The organism is Mucilaginibacter litoreus, from assembly GCF_042676805.1.
Taxonomy (GTDB): domain Bacteria; phylum Bacteroidota; class Bacteroidia; order Sphingobacteriales; family Sphingobacteriaceae; genus Mucilaginibacter; species Mucilaginibacter litoreus.
Genome location: NZ_JBHTHZ010000001.1, coordinates 473554 through 496342 on the forward strand (window position 1 = coordinate 473554; position 22789 = coordinate 496342).

A 22789-nucleotide genomic window follows, 5' to 3' on the forward strand; every position below is an offset into this window, starting at 1 on the left:
ACACCATCTTTAATAAGTGATTTTTACATTTAATAAACTGATAATGAGTATAAATTAGTTATTTATTTAAATATATACTTACATCAAATAAAATTCGATTAAAGTGATGTTAAAGTGTATTGAGGTTATAATTACAACTTTGATAAAAACTGATTAGGTAACTCCTGCTTGTATACAGGAATCAATTTTGGTTGAAAATTCTTCAGAAAAAATCGTGTATTTGTAAGGCTGTTAAATTACTGTTGCATTTAAGCCAACGCCCCAAGGTGGAAATTTTAATTAGTAACGGATACATACTGCTTCGACTTTAAATAGCAAACTGATAAAAGTCTCAATTCTGTAAGTAGCAAATTTCAGAAAGGCCACAATTTAATATGCCAAATAGAGTATGCACAGTAGTGCGAGTCTGTTTCAAATTCAGGATAAAATCTGCATATTGTATAAACTTTATTTGCAACGAACCATGAGCATCAAAAATATCATTGCCCTTATTATTGTTGTACTGCTTACAGTAGTGATCATGCAAAATACCGACCAGGTAAAATTTACTGTTTTGTTCAGCACCATGTACATATCAAAGGTACCTATGCTAACTGCCGTATCTGTTGTGGCTTTTATTTTGGGGGTACTGGTTGGCCGCCCAAAAAACAAAAAGTATAATATCAGCGAGCATTACGACGACATCCATGGAAAAGAAGACTCCAATACACTAAGTGATGAAGATCGGGATTATATTAGTTGAGTGGTGAATGGTGAGTAGAGAGTAGTAAATGGAAATACGGAGGTAGTGGTAGACGAGTGGGGATGCAATAAGTGAAAAGCGCAGAACAATGAATCCGAAAGCAAAGGCCTCTAAAATATCATCGACAAAAATGCCGGTACTGCAAGCTACATCTTGACTTCAGACTCTCGACTTCCGACTTCCGACTCTTCACTCCCTGTCCACATCACATATTATAAAAAACTTGGCAGGTTTCCTCAAGATGCTGCAGAATTGGCGTTGATTCAAATATACCAAACACCGATGCGCCAGACCCGCTCATACTGGCGTATAAAGCGCCGCGCTCGTACAGTTCGGCTTTTACGCCACGTATAACCGGATGATCGTTGAATATATGGGCTTCAAAGTCATTCCGAATTTGCCTTTTCCAGGCCGTTACAGGCATTTTTACCAGGTCATATACAGTTTCATTAACCTGAGCTGGTTTAACGCCCCTGTAAGCCTCTGCAGTTGATACATGGGCATCAGGCATCACCAGTACGATAGCATAGGCAGAAAGGTCTAAATTTACCGGTTCAAACTCGTCGCCTTTTTCAAAAGCATACACCGGCTTGTTGTTAATAAAGAAAGCACAGTCGGCCCCGAGTTTGCGGGCATAGCCCATCATCGCTTCTTCATCAAGCCCAAGCTTAAATTGCTGGTTCATTAGTTTAATAAAAAACGCAGCATCGGCAGAGCCTCCTCCAAGCCCTGCTCCTATCGGAATATTTTTATGCAGGTGAATTTTTACCGGAGGCAGGTTGGGGAAATCGCGCTTCAGCAAATGATATCCTTTTATGCAAAGGTTATCCTCTTCCCTTCCGGGTATGCCAAGTCCGCTCGCCTCAAAGCTTAACTCCGTTGACTCTACAGCTTCCAGCACATCATAAATTTTCACCGGGTAGAAAACGGTTTCCAGATCATGATAACCGTCGGGGCGACGGGCGGTAATATTAAGTCCGATATTTATTTTGGCGTTGGGAAAAACGATCATTGAAAATTGATTAACACGGTTGCTATTTTTGCACAACCATAGGATACCAAAATTAGTTTATTTTTATTTGTGGTGGAATTGTTCAGTGGTTCATCAGTCCAATAGTTCATTGGTACCATTAAACCACTCACTTAATCAACCACTCACCCAATCAACCATAATATGAGACAGTACCTCGATTTGATGCGACACGTGATGGAAACCGGGGCGCAAAAGCATGACCGCACCGGGACAGGGACCCTTAGCGTGTTTGGATACCAGATGCGCTTTGATCTGAAAGAAGGCTTTCCGCTGATTACAACAAAAAAGCTGCACCTCAAATCCATCATCCATGAGCTGATCTGGTTTTTGAGCGGAGATACCAACATCAAATATCTTAAGGATAACGGCGTGCGCATTTGGGATGAATGGGCCGATGCCGAGGGCAACCTGGGGCCGGTATATGGTTACCAATGGCGTAGCTGGCCCACACCCGACGGTAAGCACATCGACCAGATAAGCCAGTTGGTAAACATGATCAAAAACAACCCCGATTCGCGCCGGCTGATCGTATCGGCCTGGAACGTGGCGGATGTTAACCAGATGGCGCTTCCGCCCTGCCATACGCTGTTCCAGTTTTATGTTGAGCCAGCCGACCCTTCAAAAGGTGAAACCAGAGGTAAACTATCCTGCCAGTTGTACCAGCGTAGTGCCGACATTTTTTTAGGCGTACCATTCAATATTGCTTCATACGCTTTGCTTACCATGATGGTGGCGCAGGTATGCGACCTGGATTACGGCGACTTTATCCACACCTTTGGCGACGCGCATATCTACAACAACCACCTGGAGCAGGCAGAGCTACAATTGAGCCGCGACCCAAGGCCTCTGCCAACCATGAAGATCAACCCGGAGGTTAAGGACATCTTCGGTTTTAAATTTGAAGATTTTACCCTGGAAAACTATGATCCGCATCCGCACATCAAAGGGGTAGTTGCGGTTTAGGCTGATTGTTTGTAAATTTGGTATTATGACCGTAATAGAAATCAAGGACGAGATCAAAAAGGTGCTTGACGAGGTGCCGGAAGAGAACCTACCCGATGTTTTAGTTCTTTTAAAAGAATTACAGTCGACTGCTACTGACAAGGCTAAACGCATTGCTCTTTTTCAAAAAATAGTTGAGGAGGACAAAGAGGTGTTTCAAAGACTTGCACAATGATCGATGTAAAAGAGGTAGAATACTATCACAACATTTTGATTGAACAATTTGGTGGTAGTAAAGGTATCCGTGATATGGCCGGATTACAAGCAGCACTGGCAAGGCCATACATGACTTTCGATAATCAAGATCTTTATCCTACCGCTGTTGAAAAGGCTACAGCCATATTTGAAAGCCTCATCATCAATCATCCATTTATTGATGGCAACAAAAGGATAGCTTATGCCTTACTTCGAATTATTTTAGCCGAAGCTGGCCTTACCATCAATGCCTCTCAAGAAGACAAGTATGAGATGGCGATATCTGCAAGCATGGGAACTATTAAATTTGACCAAATCAAAGATTGGGTCGCCTCAAAAATTATTTGACCCAATGACAATTTCTATCATAGTAGCCATCGCCGAAAATTACGCGATAGGCAAAAACAACCAGTTGCTTTGGCACATGCCGAATGACCTGAAGCATTTCAAAGAGATAACATCAGGCCGTACCATCATCATGGGTCGAAAAACTTTTGACTCTGTTGGAAAGCCTTTGCCCAAAAGGCGCAATATTGTGGTAACCCGGCAGGACATATCCTTACCAGGATGCGAAGTTGTAAAATCCATAGACGAAGGCCTGGCCCTCTGTGCTGGCGAGGATGAAGTATTTATTGGTGGCGGTGCGGAAATATACCGCCAGGCAATGGATATTACCGACAGGATTTACCTGACCATCATTCATCATGATTTTGATGCGGATACCTTTTTCCCGGAAATAGATTATCAGAGATGGAATGAAGTGAGCCGTGAATACCATGATGCAGACGAAAAAAATCCTTATCCCTACTCATTCATTACACTCAACCGGCGGTAACAAAAACAGATAATATTTTGTTTCAATTAAAAATTTCATGCTTGTGAAATTTTATTAGATTTGCCGTCTTATTTAAAAAAGCTTATAAACTAATTCAATACATATTATAATTCGCGATGCAAGGTAAAGGGGTTATTAAATTTTTCGCCATTCTGCTGGCTGTGGTATGTTTATACCAGCTATCATTTACGTGGGTGGCCCGTAAAGTTGAGAATGATGCGAAAGCATACGCCAAGGGTAATGCCGAAAAAGAAAGAGCGTATCTTGATTCTATTTCTACACAACCGGTATACCCGGTGCTTGGCCATACTTACCAGTATTGTGTTGACAGGGAGCTTGCCCTGGGTCTGGACTTAAAGGGCGGCATGAACGTTACCATGCAGATATCCCTGCGCGAACTGGTGACAGCCTTGTCAAACAACAATAAAGATGTTGTATTTAACCAGGCTTTGGCCAATGCGCAAACCAGGAGCGTAACCGAGCAAAAAGATTACATTACCCTTTTTGTTGATGAATACGAAAAGCTGAACCCTAATGGAAAGCTGGCCGCTATTTTTGCAAACAACAGCAACCAGGATAAATTAAAGTTCAACTCATCAAACAGCGATGTTGAAGCTTATTTGAAAGATCAGGCTAATACTGCAGTACAGCAATCATACACTGTACTGCACACCCGTATCGACCAGTTTGGCGTAACCCAGCCAAACATACAGCTGCAAAAAAGCACCAACCGTATACTGATTGAGCTGCCAGGTGTAAAAGAGCCTGAGCGTGTACGTAAATTATTATCTGGTACTGCCAAGCTGGAGTTTTATGAAACTTTTGACAATACCGAAGTATACGGCCTGTTAAACAACATTAACAGCATACTGGCTGCAAAAAGCAAAACAGTTAAGGATACCGCGAAAGCGGATACAGCAAAGGCTGCAGCTACAGCTAAAGCTGCTACCGCAAAAGATTCTGCGGCATCACTGTTAAGCAAATTAAAGAACAATCCCAATAAAGATTCGGCAAGCCTGACCAATAAAACACAGGCCGCAGCAAACCCGTTATTCGCTATCATGATGCCGGGTATATACCAGGGTCCGGATGGCCAGCCTCAGTTGGCTCCAGGCCCGGTGGTAGGTCGCGCTCAACAAAAAGATACCGCTAAAGTAAACAGCTATCTGCGAAGTGCGGATGTTAAAGCCGTATTGCCTCAAAACATCAAATTTTTATGGGGTGTAAAACCAGAGAAGGATACAAAAGTATTTGACCTGTATGCAATAAAACTTAGCGGTGCCGAAAACGGCCCCGTACTTTCGGGCGATGTTATTACCAACGCTAAAGATGATGTTGACCCTGTTAAAGGTGGCTATGAGGTTACCATGTACATGAACTCTCAGGGCGCCCAGAAATGGAAAAACATCACTGCCGAAGCATCTGCAGGGGTTAACAAAAAAGCTATTGCCATTGTGCTTGATGATAATGTTTACTCTGCCCCTAACGTTCAGAATGAGATCTCTGGCGGTGTATCATCAATATCAGGCGGTAACTTTAGCCAGGAAGATACCAAAGACTTGGCCAACGTGTTAAAAGCGGGCCGCCTGCCTGCACCGGCACGTATCATTGGCGAAGCGGTTGTTGGCCCGTCATTAGGCCAGGAAGCTATCAGCGCAGGTTTATTATCATGTGTTTTAGGCTTGGTGGTGATTTTGATATTCATGATCGCCTACTATAACCGTGCCGGTACGGTTGCAGTTATAGCAGTATTAGTGAACGTTTTCTTCCTGATGGGTGTATTGGTAAGTTTACGCGCCGTACTTACCCTGCCAGGTATCGCCGGTATATTACTAACGTTGGGTGTAGCTGTTGACGCTAACGTACTGGTTTATGAGCGTGTGCGCGAAGAGCTTGGCTTAGGCAAATCTATCCGCATAGCAATTGTGGATGGTTTTAAACATGCATTGCCTTCTATATTAGATGCTAACATCAGTACTTTCTTAACCGGTGTTATCCTCTTTGTATTTGGCTCGGGCCCAATACAAGGTTTCGCAACAACCTTAATGATCGGTATTATCACTACCCTGTTCTGCTCATTACTGATATCAAGGTTGATATTTGAGTTTATGCTTGAAAAAGGCTGGGATATCAAGTTTTCACGCCCATGGAGCTCACATACCTTTAAAAACGCTAATTATGCGTTCGTTAAAAACCGCTTTAAATTCTATGCTTTCTCTGGCATATTCATTATCGCGGGTTTAATATCCATGTTTACCCGTGGTTTTAACTACGGTGTTGACTTTGGCGGCGGGCGTACCTATGTAGTGAAATTCAACCCATCGGTTACTACCGAAGATGTACATAACGTGGTTGACCCTGTGCTTGGCCGTGGTACCGAAGTAAAAACTTACGGCTCTGATAAGATCAGCATTACTACCAACTACCTGATCAATGACAATGCAGAGAGCACTGATGCGAAGGTAGAGGCTACCTTAATTAAGGCTTTAGCTGCTAATCCGGCTACTACAATTACTTCTAAACAGATCCTTAGCCACCAAAAGGTTGAGGCTACTGTTGCCAACGAGGTTAAATCTTCGGCAAAATGGACCATCATTATTGCTATCATTGTAATCTCGGCTTATATCTTGATCCGTTTCCGTAAATGGCAATTCAGCCTTGGGGCGATGGTTGCAACAGCGCATGACTCATTACTGGTGCTTTCGTTCTTCTCATTGTTCAAAGGTGTTTTACCATTCTCTTTGGATATCGACCAGGCATTCATCGCAGCGCTGTTAACGGTAATAGGTTATTCCATCAACGATACGGTTGTGGTATTTGACCGTATCCGCGAGTTTCTTAATCATCATCACGCAAAAACAGACGATCCACAGGTAGTTATCAACGAGGCTATTAACAGTACCTTAAGCCGTACCATAATTACCGCCCTTACCGTGGTATTAATTCTGGTGGTATTATTCCTGTTTGGTGGCGATGTTATCCGTGGCTTTGCATTCGCATTGTTGATTGGTGTACTTTTCGGTACTTATTCATCAATTTGTGTGGCATCGCCGGTTATCGTCGACTTTGGAAAGAAAGATCTGAAATAATTAAATTGTGACATTATTTTGAAAGGCTCCAAAGAACATTTGGAGCCTTTTTTGTTTTACAACTATAAGCTTCTCCCACACCCTTCCCTAAAGGAAGGGCTTTATAAGTTTCTCCGTTACAGGAAGAGACAGAGGGGCTTTTAAAATTAAAATATTTGCTTCATGAACGGCACTGATCAATCAAAATTCCCGACAGTAGTTATAATAGGCGGCGGCTTTGGCGGCATACAGGTTGCCAAACAGCTAAAAGATAAACCTGTTGAGATTATTCTTATAGATAAACACAACTATCATACTTTTCAGCCATTATTATACCAGGTAGCAACAGGCAGCCTTGAAGCTGAATCAATCGCCTTTTCGCTGCGTAAAAATTTCGACGAGCAGAAGAATTTACGGTTCCGTAATACCGAAGTGCTGGGTATAAGCGCCGAAACTAACACTGTGCATACAGCTATTGGTGATATTGCTTATGATTACCTGGTAATTGCAACGGGGTCTACAACCAATTTCTTTGGCAATAAAGAGATTGAGCATTATGCTATGCCGATGAAATCTATACCAGAAGCCATGAACCTGCGCTACCTGGTATTACAAAACCTTGAGGAAGCCGTTTTAAAGCCCTCCAGGGAAGAAAGGGTTCCGTACCTGTCGTTTGTACTGGTAGGTGCCGGCCCTACCGGTGTAGAGCTTGCAGGGGCATTGGCAGAGTTGCGCAACCATGTACTTAATAAGGATTACCCCGAACTGGCCAAAGAAGAAATGAAAGTTTACCTGGTAGACTTTTTACCAAAAGTATTGGGCCCGTTCTCTGACGAAGGCTCCAAAGCCGCCGAAGGTTATTTGAAAGATATGGGCGTAGAGGTATTACTGGGCGTAAAGGTAGAAAGTTATGATGGCAACCAAATAAAGTTTGAAGGCGGTAAAAGCATACAAACTAAAAATGTGATATGGTCTGCCGGGGTAATGGGCGTGGTACCTGAAGGGGTTTCAAAAGATGTTATTGAACGTGGCAACCGTATTAAAGTTGATAATATATGCCGTGTGGTAGGTTCATCAAATATTTTTGCCATTGGCGATGTGGCAGCCATGATTACGCCCGAAACGCCTAAAGGCCATCCGGGTGTGGCGCAGGTAGCCATACAAATGGGCCAAACTACCGGTAAAAACATTTATAAAATTATAAAAGGCGAACAACCCGAGCCGTTTAAATATAACGACAAAGGATCATTAGCTACTATAGGCCGCAATAAAGCCATTGCAGATTTGGGCAAACTCAAGTTTCAGGGATTTTTTGCCTGGCTGATATGGATGTTTGTGCACCTGATATCCTTAATGGGCGGCCGCAATAAGGTGATTGTATTTATTAACTGGATAGCAAGCTATGTAACCTACAATGGAGGCAGCAGGCTGATCATCCGTAATTTTAAACGTGAAGAGCTGGTTGAAAAAGATGAACAAATATCTAAGCCAGACTAAATGACCGATCACATCAAAATCACCGAGTGCCCGCGCGATGCCATGCAGGGATTGCATGATTTCGTACCGACTAATATTAAAGCTGAATATATCAACCTGCTGTTGAAAGTTGGTTTTGATACCATAGATTTCGGAAGCTTTGTTTCTCCGAAAGCCATCCCGCAGATGCGCGACACAGCAGAGGTGTTAAGCCGGCTTGATATGGATAATACACGCTCAAAGCTTTTAGCCATTACAGCTAATTACAGGGGCGCAGAGCAAGCCGCAACTTTTGATGAGATAAGTTACCTCGGTTATCCTTTTTCTGTGTCTGAGACCTTTCAGTTGCGTAATACCAACACAACTATGGAGCAGGCCTTTGATGAGATAAAACGCATTAACGAATTATGTACCGCCCGGAAAAAAGATCTGCTAATTTATTTATCAATGGGATTTGGCAACCCTTATGAAGATAAATGGAGTGAGGAGATTGTGCTGCATTGGGCACAAATGATGATTAATGAGGGTATTGGCTATATTGCCCTGTCAGATACTATAGGTGTTGCACAGCCAGAGCAAATTAGCAGCCTGTATCCCGTCTTAAAAAAACTTTCGGATATTACTGAATTTGGGGTTCACCTGCACTCTACACCAGATACATGGCAGGAAAAAATCGCTGCAGCCTATGAAGCCGGCTGCAGCAAATTTGACGTTGCCCTTAAAGGGTACGGCGGCTGCCCTATGGCCAAAGACGACCTTACAGGTAACATTGCTACCGAAAATCTTGTGGCTTTTCTGTTACACCAGAATGTACCGCTTGACCTTGACCTGGATAAGCTGACTGAAGCGATGGAGTTTTCAGGCAAAGTGTTTGGTTAATATCAAACCTTTAACTTGGCTGCCGGATTAAACCTTACCGCTCTTACAACCTGTAAACAAACTGTAACGGTTACTATCAGTAATGATATTACCAGTGCCATTACAAATGGAAATATGGAGAGGTGTATACGGTAGGCAAAGGTTGCTAACCACTTATTTGCTATAATAAAAGATAACGGCCAGGCAATAATATTTGCAATGATTACAGTGTAAAAAAATGGCTTGCTTAAGGTGATCATCAATTGCCGGCCCATCGCGCCAAATACTTTCCGTATAGCTATTTCCTTCATACGAATGCGTATAGTATTAGCAGCCGAAGCAAAGATGCCTAACGATGCGATAAACACCGCTAACATTGAAAAAAAGAACAGCACACTCTGCAGTTGCTCCTGCTTTACAAAAAGCTGCCCGTAAAGCTCATCCAGAAAATGGTAGCTAAAAGTATCGCCATCAAGTTTATTGATATCACCCCATTGTCGGTTCAGAGTACTGAGCATGGCTGGTATGGCCTTACTTTCGGCACTTATCATGATCTGCAATTTAGTTAAACCGCAATGGTCGTTCATTACATAAACGGTTGGCTGTATGTTTTCTTCAAACCCGTAAGCTTTAACATCATTAGTAACACCAATTATCTTATATCTACCGCCGCAACCGCTAATAGTTGTGCCGATGGGATTTTTCAGGTTAATTGCTTTTGCCGCTGCCTGGTTGACAACAATACTTAAAGAGTCGGTGGAAAAGGATGGGTTAAACACCCTCCCCTGTTGCACACCGATATTTAAAGCCTCAAAATACTCATAATCTACCCCAATGGTGTTCATGGTAACCGCTTTGCTTTGCACAGTGTATTCGTTAGATACGGGCTTAATGCCACCCGGAACATTGGTAGCCACCGTTACATTTTTAACACCAGGTATGGCCTTTATACGGTTGCGTACAGGCTCAAACTTACCTGGACTGTTAAATATGGCAATGTTATCTACATAAACTACCTGCTTAGCGGTAAACCCGGCATCTTCGGTACGCATGAATTTAACTTGCTGGTTGATAACGACAAGGGTGATAACAAACACGATAGCGAAGGTAAACTGTAAAACAATCAGCGAATTTTTTACCCATGAGAGGTTTCCTCCGGTTGCAAGCTGATCGCCCCGTAAAACCACCGCCGGCTTAAAGCCTGCCATAACTAATGACGGATACAAACCAGCCAATAAAGTAAGCGTTATAAGCATACCTATAATTTGCGCTACTATAGTAAAGTTGATGCCTGAGATCAAAAGATCCGCCTTTAATAACTGATTAAAATAAGGCAAGCCGATAACAACCAGCACAAATGAAATAACCAGAGCAACAAGGCATTGAAAAAATATCTCCAGCATAAACTGAACAGCTATTTTACTTTTCTTTATCCCGTTTACCTTTTTAACCCCTACCTCTTTTGAACGTTTATTGGCCTGGGTTATATACAGATTGGTGAAATTAACACCGGTAACAATAAGTATGATAATAGCAAGCACAACCAGGCCACGTATGATCTGGTCGTTAACATGCGAGCCATAATGTGGCCTTAGGTGCAGGTTTTTTAAAGGATCTAAATATATAGCTGATGTGGAAGGACTTATCGATTCCCTTGCGGCCTGACTTGTATCGGCCAACGCTGCTTTTTTATATATTCCGTCTATCTTTTTTGACAGAAGGTTGATATCCGTATTTGGCTTTACCATTATATAAGTCTGAAATATCCGGCTGGCATAGCTTTGGTCTTTTCCCGAGGCGATATCAGCGGAAAAACCTATACAGTCAAATTTGAAATTGGTATTGCCGGGTATATCATCTACTACCCCAGCTACTGTAAAAGGCATGCCCGATCTGGACATCATGTTAACCGTTTTATTGATGATAGTGCTATGGCCAGGAAAAAGCACACGGGAGGTTTCCTTTGATAGCAGTGTAGTGGGCGTTTCGCTGTTTGGGTTGAGTTGGAAACCTTTGGGCTTAATGCCTAATATCTTGGCAATGGAGTAATCGGCACCGGCCCATTTATTTATTAAAAACCTACCGGACGATGTATAAAAAGGAATCTGAAACAGGGCTGTGTTGGTTCGGCCTGTTTCTTCCACCTCGGGGCACTGGCTTTTAATTGCAGCAGCTAAAGGTGCAGGGGTATAAGGCGATGGGCCGTTGGGCAGCTCCCTTTCAACCAAATAAACCCTGTCATAGTTTTTGTTCCAGGTATCGTAACTGGTTTCATGGTCAACGTAAAGTGTTACAAAAATAAATGCTGCCAGGCCAAGTGAAAGCCCTGTAATGTTTAAAACGTTATACCATTTAGCTTTTAAAAAGGTACGAAGGGCAATTTTAAAATCTAACCTATTCATGAATTAATGTTTTCGCCAAAATATTATTTTGATTTTAAACATCAAAATAAAATAATATTTTATCAAAACATTTATCACAAATCAGCTTTTCACCATCTTATAGTGCTGTATACCGGCTTCTTCAAACTGAGGGCCAGTCTTTTCAAAGCCAAATTTTCCGTACAAACCAACTGCTTGTATCTGCGCATGCAGGTAAACATAATTTGCTTCTGCAGGAAGATCAGCTAAAACAGCTTTTACAAGAGCTTGCGCTACCCCATGCCCTCTGAATTTTGAAAGTACGGCAAAACGCTCCAGTTTATAACCTTTATCTGTTTTGCGCCAGCGTGCCGCACCGGCAGGCTCGCCGTCAACTGTAGCTAAAAAATGGTTCGATTCATCTTCAAACTCCCATTCCAATTCGGGCGGGCAGTTTTGTTCGCCAACAAATACTTCGCGTCTTACGGCAAATACCTTTTCTAATTCAGCAGGGTCAGTTACTTTTTTTATTTCTGTTTTTAATGGCATCCTGGTAGTGCTTTTTTGACTTGAAGCCTGTTTGTTTGGTGTTATGATTTTCATTTGCAGCATCGATGGAATGCGTACAGGTGATATCATCTTCCTGCTCGGCTAATTTAGATAATCTTACATAAAATTTACTCAACTGGTCAAGTTCCTTTTCGGTCAGGTCTTCAATATTTACCATACGGTTACTTGCGCCCTGGTGCGATGCCAATAACTCATTCAGTTTCAGATGCACCGCTTTCGAATCCTTATTCTGGGATTTTTGTATCAGGAAAACCATTAAAAAGGTAACAATAGTGGTGCCTGTATTAATAACAAGCTGCCACGTATCAGAATAATGAAATAGAGGGCCGGATACTACCCAAATAATGATGACACTGGTAGCAGTGATAAATGCAGCTGAGCTTCCGGTTGCAATAGTGGCCCAGTTTGCAAACTTCTCAAACAGGTTCTTTTTTTTTGAGTTAGCCATGGATTCGGATTTTAATAAATGTTACAACTAAAAAAAAGCGCCAATGTTTAAAACACCGGCGCTTTTTACTCTTAACAGCTATATTTTACAACTTGCTATTTACATCCAGGCAATTTAAATCGCCAAATGCAGTAGTTAAGCGTTTAACAAAAGTTTCTTCGCCTTTGCGTAACCATACGCGTGGGTCGTAATATTTTTTGTTTGGAGAATCTTCACCCTCAGGGTTACCAATCTGCTCCTGCAGGTAAGCTTCTTTCGCCTTGTAATAATCTTTAATACCTTCCCAGAAAGCCCACTGCATATCGGTATCAATATTCATTTTAATGGCGCCGTAAGAGATAGCCTCGCGAATTTCCTCCTGGCTGGAACCTGAACCGCCGTGGAATACAAAATTGATGGGTTTCTCGGCATCCAAGTTATGTTTCTTTTTCAGGAACTCCTGAGAGTTGTGCAATATAACCGGCTGCAATTTTACATTACCTGGTTTGTAAACACCATGCACGTTACCAAATGCAGCAGCAATAGTAAAGCGATGGCTAACTTTAGATAATTCTTCGTAAGCGTAAGCCACTTCTTCAGGCTGGGTATATAAACGAGAGCTGTCTACGTCAGAGTTATCAACACCGTCTTCTTCGCCGCCGGTTACACCAAGCTCAATTTCAACGGTCATGTCCATTTTTGACATGCGCTCCAGGTATTTTGCAGATATCTCGATATTTTCTTCGATAGGCTCCTCAGAAAGGTCAAGCATGTGCGATGAAAACAACGGTTTGCCGGTTTCAGCATAAAACTTTTCGCCATGTTCCAATAAACCGTCTATCCATGGCAGCAATTTTTTTGCAGCATGGTCGGTATGTAATATAACTGCTACGCCGTAGTGCTCTGCCAGCAGATGCACGTGTTTGGCGGCAGATACAGCACCTAAAATGCAGGCCTGTAATTTTGAGTTATCTAACGATTTGCCCGCGTAAAACTGCGCGCCGCCATTTGATAACTGAATGATAACAGGAGAATTTACCGCCTTGGCAGTTTCCATTACAGCATTGATAGAGTTTGTGCCGATTACGTTGACCGCAGGCAATGCAAACTGATGCTTTTTTGCTGCTTCAAATAGTTCCTGCACTTGATCGCCGTGCAGAACACCTTTATAATTTTTTAAATCCATGAGCATTTGTTTGGCCCCGAAGTTATAAAATTTTAACGTTTTGGCTAATAATTATATCTAATTTTAAGCTTAAACCATTGAAAATCTTAATCAACCACACTGAGCAACAAGTTTCATACTGGCAGTCTCATCTTTGCAGTAAATTTCAATTGATGGTTAAGATATAGTTAACATTTAGAAACTTGTTATAATATTTTTCGTTTCTTTGCAGTACTTTGAAATATTTAGAAGATATGGCTTGGTTTAAGCGAGAAAGTAAAGGCATTATCACAACAACTGAAGAGAAGAAGGAAGCACCAGACGGGATATGGAATAAATGCCCCAATTGTAAGAAACCGCTTCATTATTCAGAACAAGTTGAAAATCAATATGTTTGCCACTACTGCGGTTTTCATTTGCGTATAGGGTCAAAAGAATACTTCTCGGTATTATTTGATGACAATCAGTTTACCGAGCTTTTTGGCAGTTTACACTCAGGCGATCCCCTGCATTTCACAGACAGTAAAAAATACAGTGACAGGCTTAAGGAAACAATCAACAAAACCGGCCTTACTGATGCTATACGCTCCGCTCATGGTAAAATGAATGGTGTTGATATAGTTATCGCCTGTATGGATTTTAACTTTATAGGTGGCTCAATGGGTTCTGTGGTAGGCGAAAAGATAGCACGATCTATAGATTATAGCATTGAGCATAAGGTGCCTTTTCTGATGATCTCAAAATCTGGCGGGGCGCGCATGATGGAAGCTGCATTCTCGCTGATGCAGATGGCTAAAACATCGGCCAAACTGGCGTTGTTAAGCCAGGCGAAGGTACCGTACATTTCTTTACTTACCGACCCGACTACGGGTGGTGTTACCGCATCATACGCCATGCTGGGCGATATCAATATTGCCGAACCGGGTGCGCTGATCGGCTTTGCCGGCCCAAGGGTAATTAAAGAAACCATCAAAAAAGACCTCCCTAAAGGCTTCCAGACCGCGGAGTTTGTTCAGGAACATGGTTTCCTTGATTTTATTGTAGACCGCCGCGAAATGAAAGAGAAACTTTCATCATTCCTTAAAATGCTGGCCCCTTATGGTGAAGCACCAAAAGCCATTAACGGTACAGCGATACTTAATGAGGAGAAATGATTTATAATATTGAGTATACAAAACAAAAAAGCAGCATTTAAAAATGCTGCTTTTTTGTTAAATGAACCCTATTGCGAATGAGACTTGCACTTCATCATTCATAATTCAGCGTTCAATATTTCATGTTAGGATTATATTCCTTCGGTACCCGGCTCGTGGCCTAACATACGGCCGGTTGTACGGCCAAGGTCCCGGCTGGCAAAGTCTGTTTTCGTAGCTGCACCTTCAGAAGGAAATTCATGCCTTTCCGGAGGAGTTACGTCAATTTGCTCGCTGAATGATGTATCAGCACCTTCACGTTGCTGGCTTTGTTCATCCTGTTGACTGTAACCTGTCCCCTCATTATCAGATTCGCCTTCCTCAGGTATTTCATTTTCATCGTAACCGGCATCAAGGTTGCCGCTATAGCTACCGTTTGCAGTACCGTCTAAATCGGTATCTTCTTCGAGGTCGGCATCAAGTTCTTCATCATCATCCAGATCGTCGTCTGCAAGTTCTTCGTCTTCAGGAATATCATCACCCGTTGCAAAATCGCTGTCGCCGCCACCTACACTATTAGGGCCGTTAAAACCTTCGTTAGAGGAGTAGCTCCCTGGTATGTTGCCACCGCCTTCAGTATCATCAAGTTTGCTTTCGTCTATACCGGTATTGGTGCTTCCGAACGAATTTGATCCGTAGCCTTGGTTCTGATCCAAATCATTATTCCAGGCATTTTCATTATTAGCTATCATAGGTTTTTGTTTTGATGTAACCTAAGAGTAGCAATATGCTTGCCAAATTTCTGCAAAAGAAATATTTTTAATTAAGCATTTACCATGCAAAGTTCGCGCAGCTTGGCCACGGTGTAGTCAACCTCGTCTTTGGTATTATATTTCGAAAATGAGAATCTAACAGAAGGCCTGTCAGGATTAGCGCCTATGGCTGTTAACACATGCGAGCCGATATCTGTACCCGAACTGCAGGCACTGCCACCCGATGCAGAGATACCTGCAATATCCAGGTTAAACAACAACATATCGGCCATTTCCATCTCCGGGAACGATACATTAAGCACTGTATACAGGCTTTTTGCGGAGTCGGTTTTACCATTGAATTTAACACCCGGAATGTCCTGCTCTAATTTAGCCTTCATGTACGATTTAATGTCCTGAATATAGGCCTGGTGACTATCCATTTCGGCATACGCCAGCTCAAGCGCTTTTGCTAAACCGGCAATACCATAAACATTTTCCGTACCGCCGCGCATATTACGCTCCTGAGAGCCTCCATAGATCATGGGGTTAATCTTGACCTTATGATTGATATGCAAAAAGCCCACTCCTTTTGGCCCGTGCAGTTTGTGCGCTGCGCAAACCATAAAGTGTAATTTAAGCTTACTAAGGTCGTGCTTGTAATGGCCAACAGTTTGTACCGTATCGCTGTGATAGAGCGCGTTATAGGCTTCGCACAGGTCACCAACACGCTCCAGATCGGTAATAGTACCCAGCTCATTATTGGCATGCATTAACGATACAAAGCTGCGTTCGTTATTTTGAAGTAATTTTTCCAGATGATCGTAATCTACCGTGCCCTTATCATCTACATCTGCATAGCTTAACTTAATTGAGCCTGCTTTTTCCATGGCTTGCAGGGTATGCAATACAGCATGATGCTCCAATTTCGTGGTAATGGCATGGGTAAGCTTATGGTCAATTATTCCGCATCGAATAGCGGTATTATCGGCCTCGGTACCGCCGCTTGTGAAAAATATCTCTGCAGGCGATGTATGCAATAGGTTAGCTATTGTTTTACGCGCCTTCTCGATAACTGTGCGTACCTCCCGGCCATGTGCATGAATAGAAGACGGATTGCCATACTGGCCTTCCATTACTTTATACATTTCCTTTAAAACCTCAGGATCAAGCGCGGTAGTAGCAGCATTATCAAAATAAACTCGCATGGTAATAATTTTGAAGGAGTGTTTTAAATTATCGAGTTATTGAATTAATGGATTATTAAGAGACGCAAAGTGTTGATTATGCCCTATTCAATAATTCATACCTTCAATAAGGTACTAACCCCTTAATTAAGTTGTAATATTTCTTTTATATCTGTAATAATCTTGTTGGCCAGGTTATCCGCAATGGTTTCAGAGTTCCCTTCAGAATAAATGCGGATAATCGGCTCCGTGTTTGACCGGCGCAGGTGAACCCACTCCTTATCAAACTCTATTTTTAACCCATCAATGGTTGAATGTGGCTGTTTTTGATATTTATCCTTAACCTTTGCCAGTAAGCCATCAATATCCATCTCGGGTGTAAGCGTTATTTTATTTTTAGAGATAAAATAATTTGGATAAGAGCCCCTGAGCACTGAAACAGATTTGCCAAACTTTGCCAGATGAGTAAGAAATAAAGCGATACCTACCAGCGCATCGCGGCCGTAATGCAATTCTGGGTAGATCACTCCGCCATTACCTTCGCCGCCTATAATTGCATTTACTTCTTTCATTTTGTTCACCACGTTTACCTCTCCCACCGCAGCAGCATGATACTCTGCACCTTGCTTTTCGGTAACATCGCGCAGGGCACGGGTTGATGACAGGTTAGATACCGTATTGCCTTTGGTATTGCTCAGTACATAATCGGCCACGGCAACCAGCGTATATTCTTCTCCAAACATGCTGCCATCCTCGCAAACAAAGCAAAGGCGATCAACATCCGGGTCTACCGCGATACCAATATCTGATTTTGTTTTTAACACTTCCTTTGACAGCGCTACCAGATTTTCTGGTAAAGGCTCGGGGTTGTGCGGAAAATGGCCATCAGGTTCGCAATATAATTCATGTACGGTTTGTACACCAAGCGCTTTTAGCAAGGCTGGTACAAATATCCCGCCTGTAGAGTTTACGCAATCTATAGCAATCTTAAAATCAGCCTTTTTTATGGCTTCAACATCTACCAGCGGTAATGCTAATACTTTATCTATATGCTTTTGCAGATAGCTGTCATCATGTATATGCTTCCCTAAATCGTTAACATCCGCGTAAATAAAATCGCTTCTTTCGGCTATATCAAGTACTTCTTTGCCGTCCGTATCATTTATAAATTCACCATTTTCATTTAGCAGTTTAAGGGCATTCCATTGTTTAGGATTATGGCTTGCCGTAAGGATGATACCACCTGCCGCCTGCTCATCGGGCACAGCTACTTCTACCGTTGGGGTTGTTGAAAGGCCAAGATCAATTACATCTATACCCAGGCCCTGCAAGGTACCAATAACCAGGTTGTTTACCATACTGCCCGAAATACGCGCATCACGGCCAACAACAATTTTTTTGATACCTGTTCTTTTTACTGCCCAACTGCCGTAGGCAGACGTGAACTTAACAATGTCTAAAGGGGTAAGGCCATTACCTGCTGCACCGCCTATAGTCCCCCTGATACCCGATATTGATTTTATTAGTGTCAAAACGTTTAGATGTTAAGCCGCAAAAATAGGAATATTTAAAAGATAGCGGTGTAAAAATGCTATATATTTGGCCTGTTAATCTGCGCATTTACATTACTAAGACCAATGCATGATTTTTTTCTTAACCTTGACCGGCATTTATTCTATCTGATTAATCACGAATGGGGGAACGCCGTTTTTGATGTGGTAATGCCGGTAATGCGCAATGCCAGGTTTTGGATACCTTTTTATGTTTTTTTAATCATATTCATAATCTGGCGGTATAAAAAGCATGGTGCTATACTGATTGTGTTTTTAGCCCTTTCTGCAGGCTTTGCCGATTATACCAGTGCCAGCATCATTAAACCTGCAGTGCAGCGCCTGCGCCCCTGCCGCGATCCTATTACTGCCAATACCGACATAAGCCGCGCTCCGTGCGGCACAGGTTACAGTTTTCCGTCAACCCATGCTACCGACCATTTTGCAATGGCTGTATTTTTAAGCTGTTTATTTTATAAATACGGGAAATGGATTGCACCTGCATTATTAATTTGGGCAGCAGTGATATGCTATGCACAAGTTTACGTTGGGGTACATTTCCCCATAGATGTTACCATTGGCGCCCTTTACGGTAGTTTGGTTGGATGGTTGTTTTCCTTAGCATTCAGGAAAACAGTGCATGGATTCAGCGTGTAGATTAACTCATGAGGACTTTTAGTATTCTCTTTCGCTTGTGAATTATTCTACTCACCCCGACTATGCTTCGCTGGTCGACCCTCTCTGCTGCGCAAAGAGGGTATGAAAAAACAACTTTTTTAATAACCCTCTTTTCGCTTGCGAAGCGAGGGTGGTCGAGCGGTAGTGATGACCGGGTGAGTCAGCTATTCGCAGCCATCTGAACCGCAGCTATCCGAAATGCAGCGGCCACGCATTTTGTCGAGCAGGTCGCTCAGTTGCCCTGCTTCTTCTTCAGTCAGATTTTGTTTAAACAGATCCCTGGTTTTGAAATCAACATCCATTTTTTTCAGGATGCTTAAGCCTTCCTCACTGATGCGGATGTCTACCGCGCGCCGGTCGCGGGAGTTGGTACAGCGCGATACCAGTCCTTTTTGCACCAGGCGGTCAACAATGCGCGATGCATCAGACATTTTATCGATCATCCTCTCCTTAAGCAGGTTTACAGTAGCCGGTTTTGGAAATTGCCCGCGTAAAATACGAAGTATGTTAAACTGTTGTTGAGTAAGATTGTGTTTTTCAAACTCGGGGCGCAGATAATTATTTATCCACCCGGAAGTATATGCAAGGTTAATTACCGCTTTATGGTAATTATCCTCAAAATTGGTACTCTTAATATCTTCCTCTATTCCCATAACTAAAAGAAAATGACTGCAAATATAACCTATTTATTGACAGATTGTTCTGCGGATTTAGAGCTGCCATAATGCCACGGACAATGGAGGCACTTATTTTTACAGCAATGCCCGCGCTTTAAATGGTACTCTTTTGTAAACACAAAATTTCCATCTTTATTGATGTAATAATCAACGTTTTCCTGCAGCATCAACTCAATATTTTTACAAAAATACGTTGATCATAGTAAGCTTTCAAGTGCCGTCCATCACCGTGCAGTGTCCATATCTGCTGCGGCTGCACCTGTTCTACGGTCTCTAATATATCATTCCAATCCACATGATCTGATATAAAAAGCGTGTCCTGGGCATTAGCCTGCAGATTGGCCCAGCCCGATGCAAAAAGTCTTTTTACACCCGTTGCACGCAAATAGCTGTCAAAGGTAAACGGTGGAACAATGTAGACATACTCTTTTTGTTCTTTCATTAGCTTACGGTTATATACCTGATGCTCGCCCAAATCGTATCCCAGCTTTTTATAAACCGCGTTAACAGGCATAATACGATGATGAACCAATACTGTTTTTTGCGGGGCATACCGGTTGATCATACTGATCAAACGCTGGCTTTTACCCAGGCTGTAGGCACCAAGTAAAATATTGATCTTTATATCGTTCAGCTTTTTTATTTCTTCTACTGGGTCGGGGTGTTGGGTATCAGGGTCGGCAAAAGTGCTTTCTGTTATCAGTACATCCGCCTTTACCCACTCTATTGGTTCGCAGGTATAGTCGGGCTGTAATTTATAATCACCGGTGTAAAGGTAACGTATGCCTTTGTATTCCATTAGAACCTGTGCCGACCCGGGCATATGGCCAGCCGGTATAAAGTTAAGCTGTACATCCCCTATGTTGAAAGGTTGGTTGTAGGGTATGGTGTAAGCTATCTTCGCGTAATTTTTTGCATAACGCAGCTGCATAAAAGCAAGCGTAGCTTCGGTGGCATACACATTTTTATTGCCGCTAACCGCGTGGTCTGCATGGGCGTGGGATATTATGGCATTAGTAACCGGTTGCTGAGGATCAAGGTAAAAATCGGCATAACGGCAATAAAGGCCATTGGCATTAAAAGCAATAAAATCGTCTAAGATCATTTATCTGCGGCAATAGAAAGATACAGTTTATGCAGCCTTAGCACCTGCGGAATAACAAGCTGTGTATCGTCATTTATAATTACGTCATCGGCCATTGTCAGCTTTTTTTCCTCACTCAACTGGCGGCTATCGCGGTTAATTACCTCTTGTGCCGTTACACCGTCGCGCTGCATAACACGCTGCACACGGTTTTCCAAAGGCGCTGAAACCAGTATGTTCCGGTCGCACATTTTGTAAGAACCACTCTCGAACAATATGGCAGTTTCCTTTAGCACATAAGGCGTATTTTTTTGTTGAATTACCCATTTATCAAACGCGCGGAAAACCGCGGGATGCACCAGGGCATTCAATTTTTCAAGTTGTTGCTGATTATTAAATACAATATCTGCAATGTGCTTTCGGTTAAGGCTTTGGTCAGCGGCATACGCCTCGTTACCGAACGCCTGCTTTATTCCGGCCACCAATTCTTTATCTTCAACCATTACAAGCTTAGCGTGCAGATCAGAATAAAACACAGGAATACCAAGCACCTCAAATACTTTGCACACGGTAGTTTTACCGCTACCTATATTACCCGTTATCCCTATCTTAAACATTATTTTTTTATAATAAAATCAATTACACCGGGTTGTATTTTAGTCACTTTACTATAGGAAGGCAGGCGGGTTACCTTTACGGGTAAGGCATTGTAACCGTTTTGCCGCCAAAGGTCAAGATCTGCCACGGCCTCAAAATCATCTTCGTTTATCTCTGGGTACCTGCTTAACGACGTAGTAAATGTCACCTTTACCTTTTGCGGAAAAACCTTTACCCTGTCGTAATTACGGTTGTTGATGATCTTAACCGGTATTTCCAGCGTTTTTTCTGTAAATTCATCAATAGGGATATTCACCGATACAGCCTTGGGTATAATATTTAAATTACCCTCTTTAGGTGGGCGTAAAGCTATCCGGCCATTATAATCTGTATTAATGTCGGCTGCGCGGATTGAGTCAGTTTTCCAGGTTTTGATTTTTGCAAGGATCTCAGCCGGGCCGCTAATCGTAACGTAGCGGGGCTTTATCAAAATATCATCAGATTGCGCGAATTGTTTTTGATACTTTATATCAGTAACTAACTCAACTGGTACCTTCTTAATAATTCGGTTACTAAAATCAAAATATAGCGTATCCGGGTTTACAGCAATTATTTCATGATCAATATCCTTACGGGCATTTATTTGCTTTAACTGACTGCCTATAACCACATAGTTTTTACTCTCCAGGGTGTGGAGGTCAATACTTATTGATTTTTTACTATAATCCATTTTAGAAAAAATCATTTGCCAGCCGGTGCCTTGTACAATAGCATTAACAGTATCAGACTGAAGCGGATAAAAAGCCCTTTTTTGTGGTAGGTTACGGAAAGTTACCACCTGCTTTACAGAAAATTTATAAGTGTTAGACAATGATGTAAACAACCATGCAAAGGCAGCAAAAATCAGGCAGGTTACAAAAACCGATAACCGCCGGCGCTCTATTGCAGATAGTTTTATTATTGCCATACTCTTGTTTAAAGCAGAAAGCGAAAAGCATAAAGCTATGCTGCTTTAAGTTTTCGCTCTGTTATAATTATTCATAAGCTTTTGGCTTATGTGCCTTTAGCTTTTTGCTTATTTTGTAGTAGCAGGAGGCGTGTTTAATGCTTTTGATGCTTCTAAAGATACGGCCGATTTATCGAAACGTATACGCGCGCCATTCTCAACTTCAATTAAAAAGGTAGTTTCGGCTACTTCATATATTCGGCCATGTATGCCTGCTGTTGTAACTACTTTATCGCCTTTTTTAAGCTCCTCTACGTACTTTTTTTGATCCTTTTGCTTTTTAACCTGCGGACGAATCATAAAGAAATAAAACACTACGGCAATTAAGCCAAACATGATCAATGGCTGTAAGCCCTGCCCCCCAACTTGTAATAAAACTGTTGCTATCATCTAT

24 protein-coding genes are annotated in these 22789 nt (G+C 42.2%); 10 read left to right on the top strand and 14 right to left on the bottom strand.

The window, feature by feature from the left end; genetic code table 11:
- Positions 1-463: 463 nt before the first annotated feature.
- Complete coding sequence (locus ACFQZX_RS02245) at positions 464-742, top strand: hypothetical protein (RefSeq protein WP_377110997.1); 279 nt, start codon at positions 464-466, stop codon at positions 740-742.
- A gap of 205 nt (positions 743-947) precedes the next feature.
- On the opposite strand, the gene ispE is transcribed toward ACFQZX_RS02245, so the two are convergent.
- The gene (gene ispE, locus ACFQZX_RS02250) at positions 948-1754 is read right to left on the bottom strand and encodes a 4-(cytidine 5'-diphospho)-2-C-methyl-D-erythritol kinase (RefSeq protein ID WP_377110998.1); all 807 of its coding nucleotides are present in this window, start codon (positions 1752-1754) and stop codon (positions 948-950) included.
- A gap of 162 nt (positions 1755-1916) precedes the next feature.
- On the opposite strand from ispE, the gene ACFQZX_RS02255 reads away from it, so the two are divergent.
- The 7 genes from ACFQZX_RS02255 (at position 1917) to ACFQZX_RS02285 (ending at position 9230) form a co-directional block, all read left to right on the top strand.
- Entirely contained in the window at positions 1917-2738 is an 822-nt protein-coding gene (locus tag ACFQZX_RS02255) for a thymidylate synthase (protein WP_377110999.1), read from the top strand.
- 25 nt (positions 2739-2763) lie between these two features.
- Positions 2764-2952 (top strand): hypothetical protein, encoded by a 189-nt coding sequence (locus ACFQZX_RS02260; protein WP_377111000.1) that lies wholly within the window; start codon positions 2764-2766, stop codon positions 2950-2952.
- A complete protein-coding gene (locus ACFQZX_RS02265) occupies positions 2949-3320 on the top strand; it encodes a type II toxin-antitoxin system death-on-curing family toxin (protein WP_377111001.1) in 372 nt (123 codons plus the stop codon). Before ACFQZX_RS02260 ends, ACFQZX_RS02265 begins: the two co-directional genes overlap by 4 nt.
- A 4-nt stretch (positions 3321-3324) precedes the next feature.
- On the top strand, positions 3325-3807 hold the full coding sequence (locus tag ACFQZX_RS02270) for a dihydrofolate reductase (RefSeq protein ID WP_377111002.1): 483 nt from the start codon (positions 3325-3327) through the stop codon (positions 3805-3807).
- A 116-nt stretch (positions 3808-3923) separates the two neighbouring features.
- Positions 3924-6896 carry a protein translocase subunit SecDF gene (secDF, locus tag ACFQZX_RS02275; protein ID WP_377111003.1) on the top strand — a complete coding sequence of 991 codons (2973 nt, stop codon included), beginning with the start codon at positions 3924-3926 and terminating at the stop codon, positions 6894-6896.
- Positions 6897-7058: 162 nt separating this feature from the next.
- Positions 7059-8372, top strand: a complete 1314-nt coding sequence (locus ACFQZX_RS02280; protein WP_377111004.1) for an NAD(P)/FAD-dependent oxidoreductase — start codon at positions 7059-7061, stop codon at positions 8370-8372.
- Positions 8373-9230 (top strand): hydroxymethylglutaryl-CoA lyase, encoded by an 858-nt coding sequence (locus tag ACFQZX_RS02285; protein WP_377111005.1) that lies wholly within the window; start codon positions 8373-8375, stop codon positions 9228-9230.
- A 2-nt stretch (positions 9231-9232) separates the two neighbouring features.
- Here ACFQZX_RS02285 and ACFQZX_RS02290 read toward each other — a convergent pair whose 3' ends face one another.
- From ACFQZX_RS02290 to fbaA, 4 genes are all read right to left on the bottom strand, one after another.
- Complete coding sequence (locus tag ACFQZX_RS02290) at positions 9233-11611, bottom strand: ABC transporter permease (protein WP_377111006.1); 2379 nt, start codon at positions 11609-11611, stop codon at positions 9233-9235.
- An 81-nt stretch (positions 11612-11692) separates the two neighbouring features.
- Positions 11693-12118: a GNAT family N-acetyltransferase gene (locus ACFQZX_RS02295; protein ID WP_377111007.1), complete on the bottom strand. Its 426-nt coding sequence runs from the start codon at positions 12116-12118 to the stop codon at positions 11693-11695.
- Entirely contained in the window at positions 12084-12587 is a 504-nt protein-coding gene (locus tag ACFQZX_RS02300; RefSeq protein ID WP_377111008.1) for a low affinity iron permease family protein, read from the bottom strand. The genes ACFQZX_RS02295 and ACFQZX_RS02300 overlap by 35 nt, the downstream gene beginning before the upstream one ends.
- Positions 12588-12672: 85 nt before the next feature.
- The gene (fbaA, locus tag ACFQZX_RS02305) at positions 12673-13752 is read right to left on the bottom strand and encodes a class II fructose-bisphosphate aldolase (RefSeq protein ID WP_377111009.1); all 1080 of its coding nucleotides are present in this window, start codon (positions 13750-13752) and stop codon (positions 12673-12675) included.
- Positions 13753-13985: 233 nt separating this feature from the next.
- On the opposite strand from fbaA, the gene accD reads away from it, so the two are divergent.
- Positions 13986-14885, top strand: coding sequence for an acetyl-CoA carboxylase, carboxyltransferase subunit beta (gene accD / locus ACFQZX_RS02310; protein WP_377111277.1), 900 nt, complete (start codon positions 13986-13988; stop codon positions 14883-14885).
- Between the two features lie 131 nt (positions 14886-15016).
- Here the strand turns inward: accD and ACFQZX_RS02315 are convergent, their stop codons facing one another.
- From ACFQZX_RS02315 to glmM, 3 genes are all read right to left on the bottom strand, one after another.
- Positions 15017-15616 carry a hypothetical protein gene (locus ACFQZX_RS02315; protein WP_377111010.1) on the bottom strand — a complete coding sequence of 200 codons (600 nt, stop codon included), beginning with the start codon at positions 15614-15616 and terminating at the stop codon, positions 15017-15019.
- Positions 15617-15687: 71 nt separating this feature from the next.
- Positions 15688-16824, bottom strand: a complete 1137-nt coding sequence (locus ACFQZX_RS02320) for a cysteine desulfurase family protein (RefSeq protein WP_377111011.1) — start codon at positions 16822-16824, stop codon at positions 15688-15690.
- Between the two features lie 122 nt (positions 16825-16946).
- Positions 16947-18335 (bottom strand): phosphoglucosamine mutase, encoded by a 1389-nt coding sequence (glmM, locus tag ACFQZX_RS02325; protein ID WP_377111012.1) that lies wholly within the window; start codon positions 18333-18335, stop codon positions 16947-16949.
- 105 nt (positions 18336-18440) lie between these two features.
- Between glmM and ACFQZX_RS02330 the strand changes: the two genes are divergently transcribed.
- Complete coding sequence (locus ACFQZX_RS02330; protein ID WP_377111013.1) at positions 18441-19010, top strand: phosphatase PAP2 family protein; 570 nt, start codon at positions 18441-18443, stop codon at positions 19008-19010.
- A gap of 185 nt (positions 19011-19195) precedes the next feature.
- On the opposite strand, the gene ACFQZX_RS02335 is transcribed toward ACFQZX_RS02330, so the two are convergent.
- The 6 genes from ACFQZX_RS02335 to yajC all read right to left on the bottom strand — a co-directional run bounded on the left by ACFQZX_RS02335 (position 19196) and on the right by yajC (position 22785).
- Entirely contained in the window at positions 19196-19684 is a 489-nt protein-coding gene (locus ACFQZX_RS02335) for a MarR family winged helix-turn-helix transcriptional regulator (RefSeq protein WP_377111014.1), read from the bottom strand.
- A 29-nt stretch (positions 19685-19713) separates the two neighbouring features.
- A complete protein-coding gene (locus tag ACFQZX_RS02340) occupies positions 19714-19875 on the bottom strand; it encodes a DUF5522 domain-containing protein (protein ID WP_377111015.1) in 162 nt (53 codons plus the stop codon).
- Positions 19875-20813 (bottom strand): MBL fold metallo-hydrolase, encoded by a 939-nt coding sequence (locus ACFQZX_RS02345; protein WP_377111016.1) that lies wholly within the window; start codon positions 20811-20813, stop codon positions 19875-19877. The genes ACFQZX_RS02340 and ACFQZX_RS02345 overlap by 1 nt, the downstream gene beginning before the upstream one ends.
- Positions 20810-21409 carry a dephospho-CoA kinase gene (coaE, locus tag ACFQZX_RS02350; RefSeq protein WP_377111017.1) on the bottom strand — a complete coding sequence of 200 codons (600 nt, stop codon included), beginning with the start codon at positions 21407-21409 and terminating at the stop codon, positions 20810-20812. Before coaE ends, ACFQZX_RS02345 begins: the two co-directional genes overlap by 4 nt.
- The gene (locus tag ACFQZX_RS02355) at positions 21409-22356 is read right to left on the bottom strand and encodes a CdaR family protein (protein ID WP_377111018.1); all 948 of its coding nucleotides are present in this window, start codon (positions 22354-22356) and stop codon (positions 21409-21411) included. The genes coaE and ACFQZX_RS02355 overlap by 1 nt, the downstream gene beginning before the upstream one ends.
- 108 nt (positions 22357-22464) lie before the next feature.
- On the bottom strand, positions 22465-22785 hold the full coding sequence (gene yajC, locus ACFQZX_RS02360; protein WP_377111019.1) for a preprotein translocase subunit YajC: 321 nt from the start codon (positions 22783-22785) through the stop codon (positions 22465-22467).
- Positions 22786-22789 lie beyond the last annotated feature (4 nt).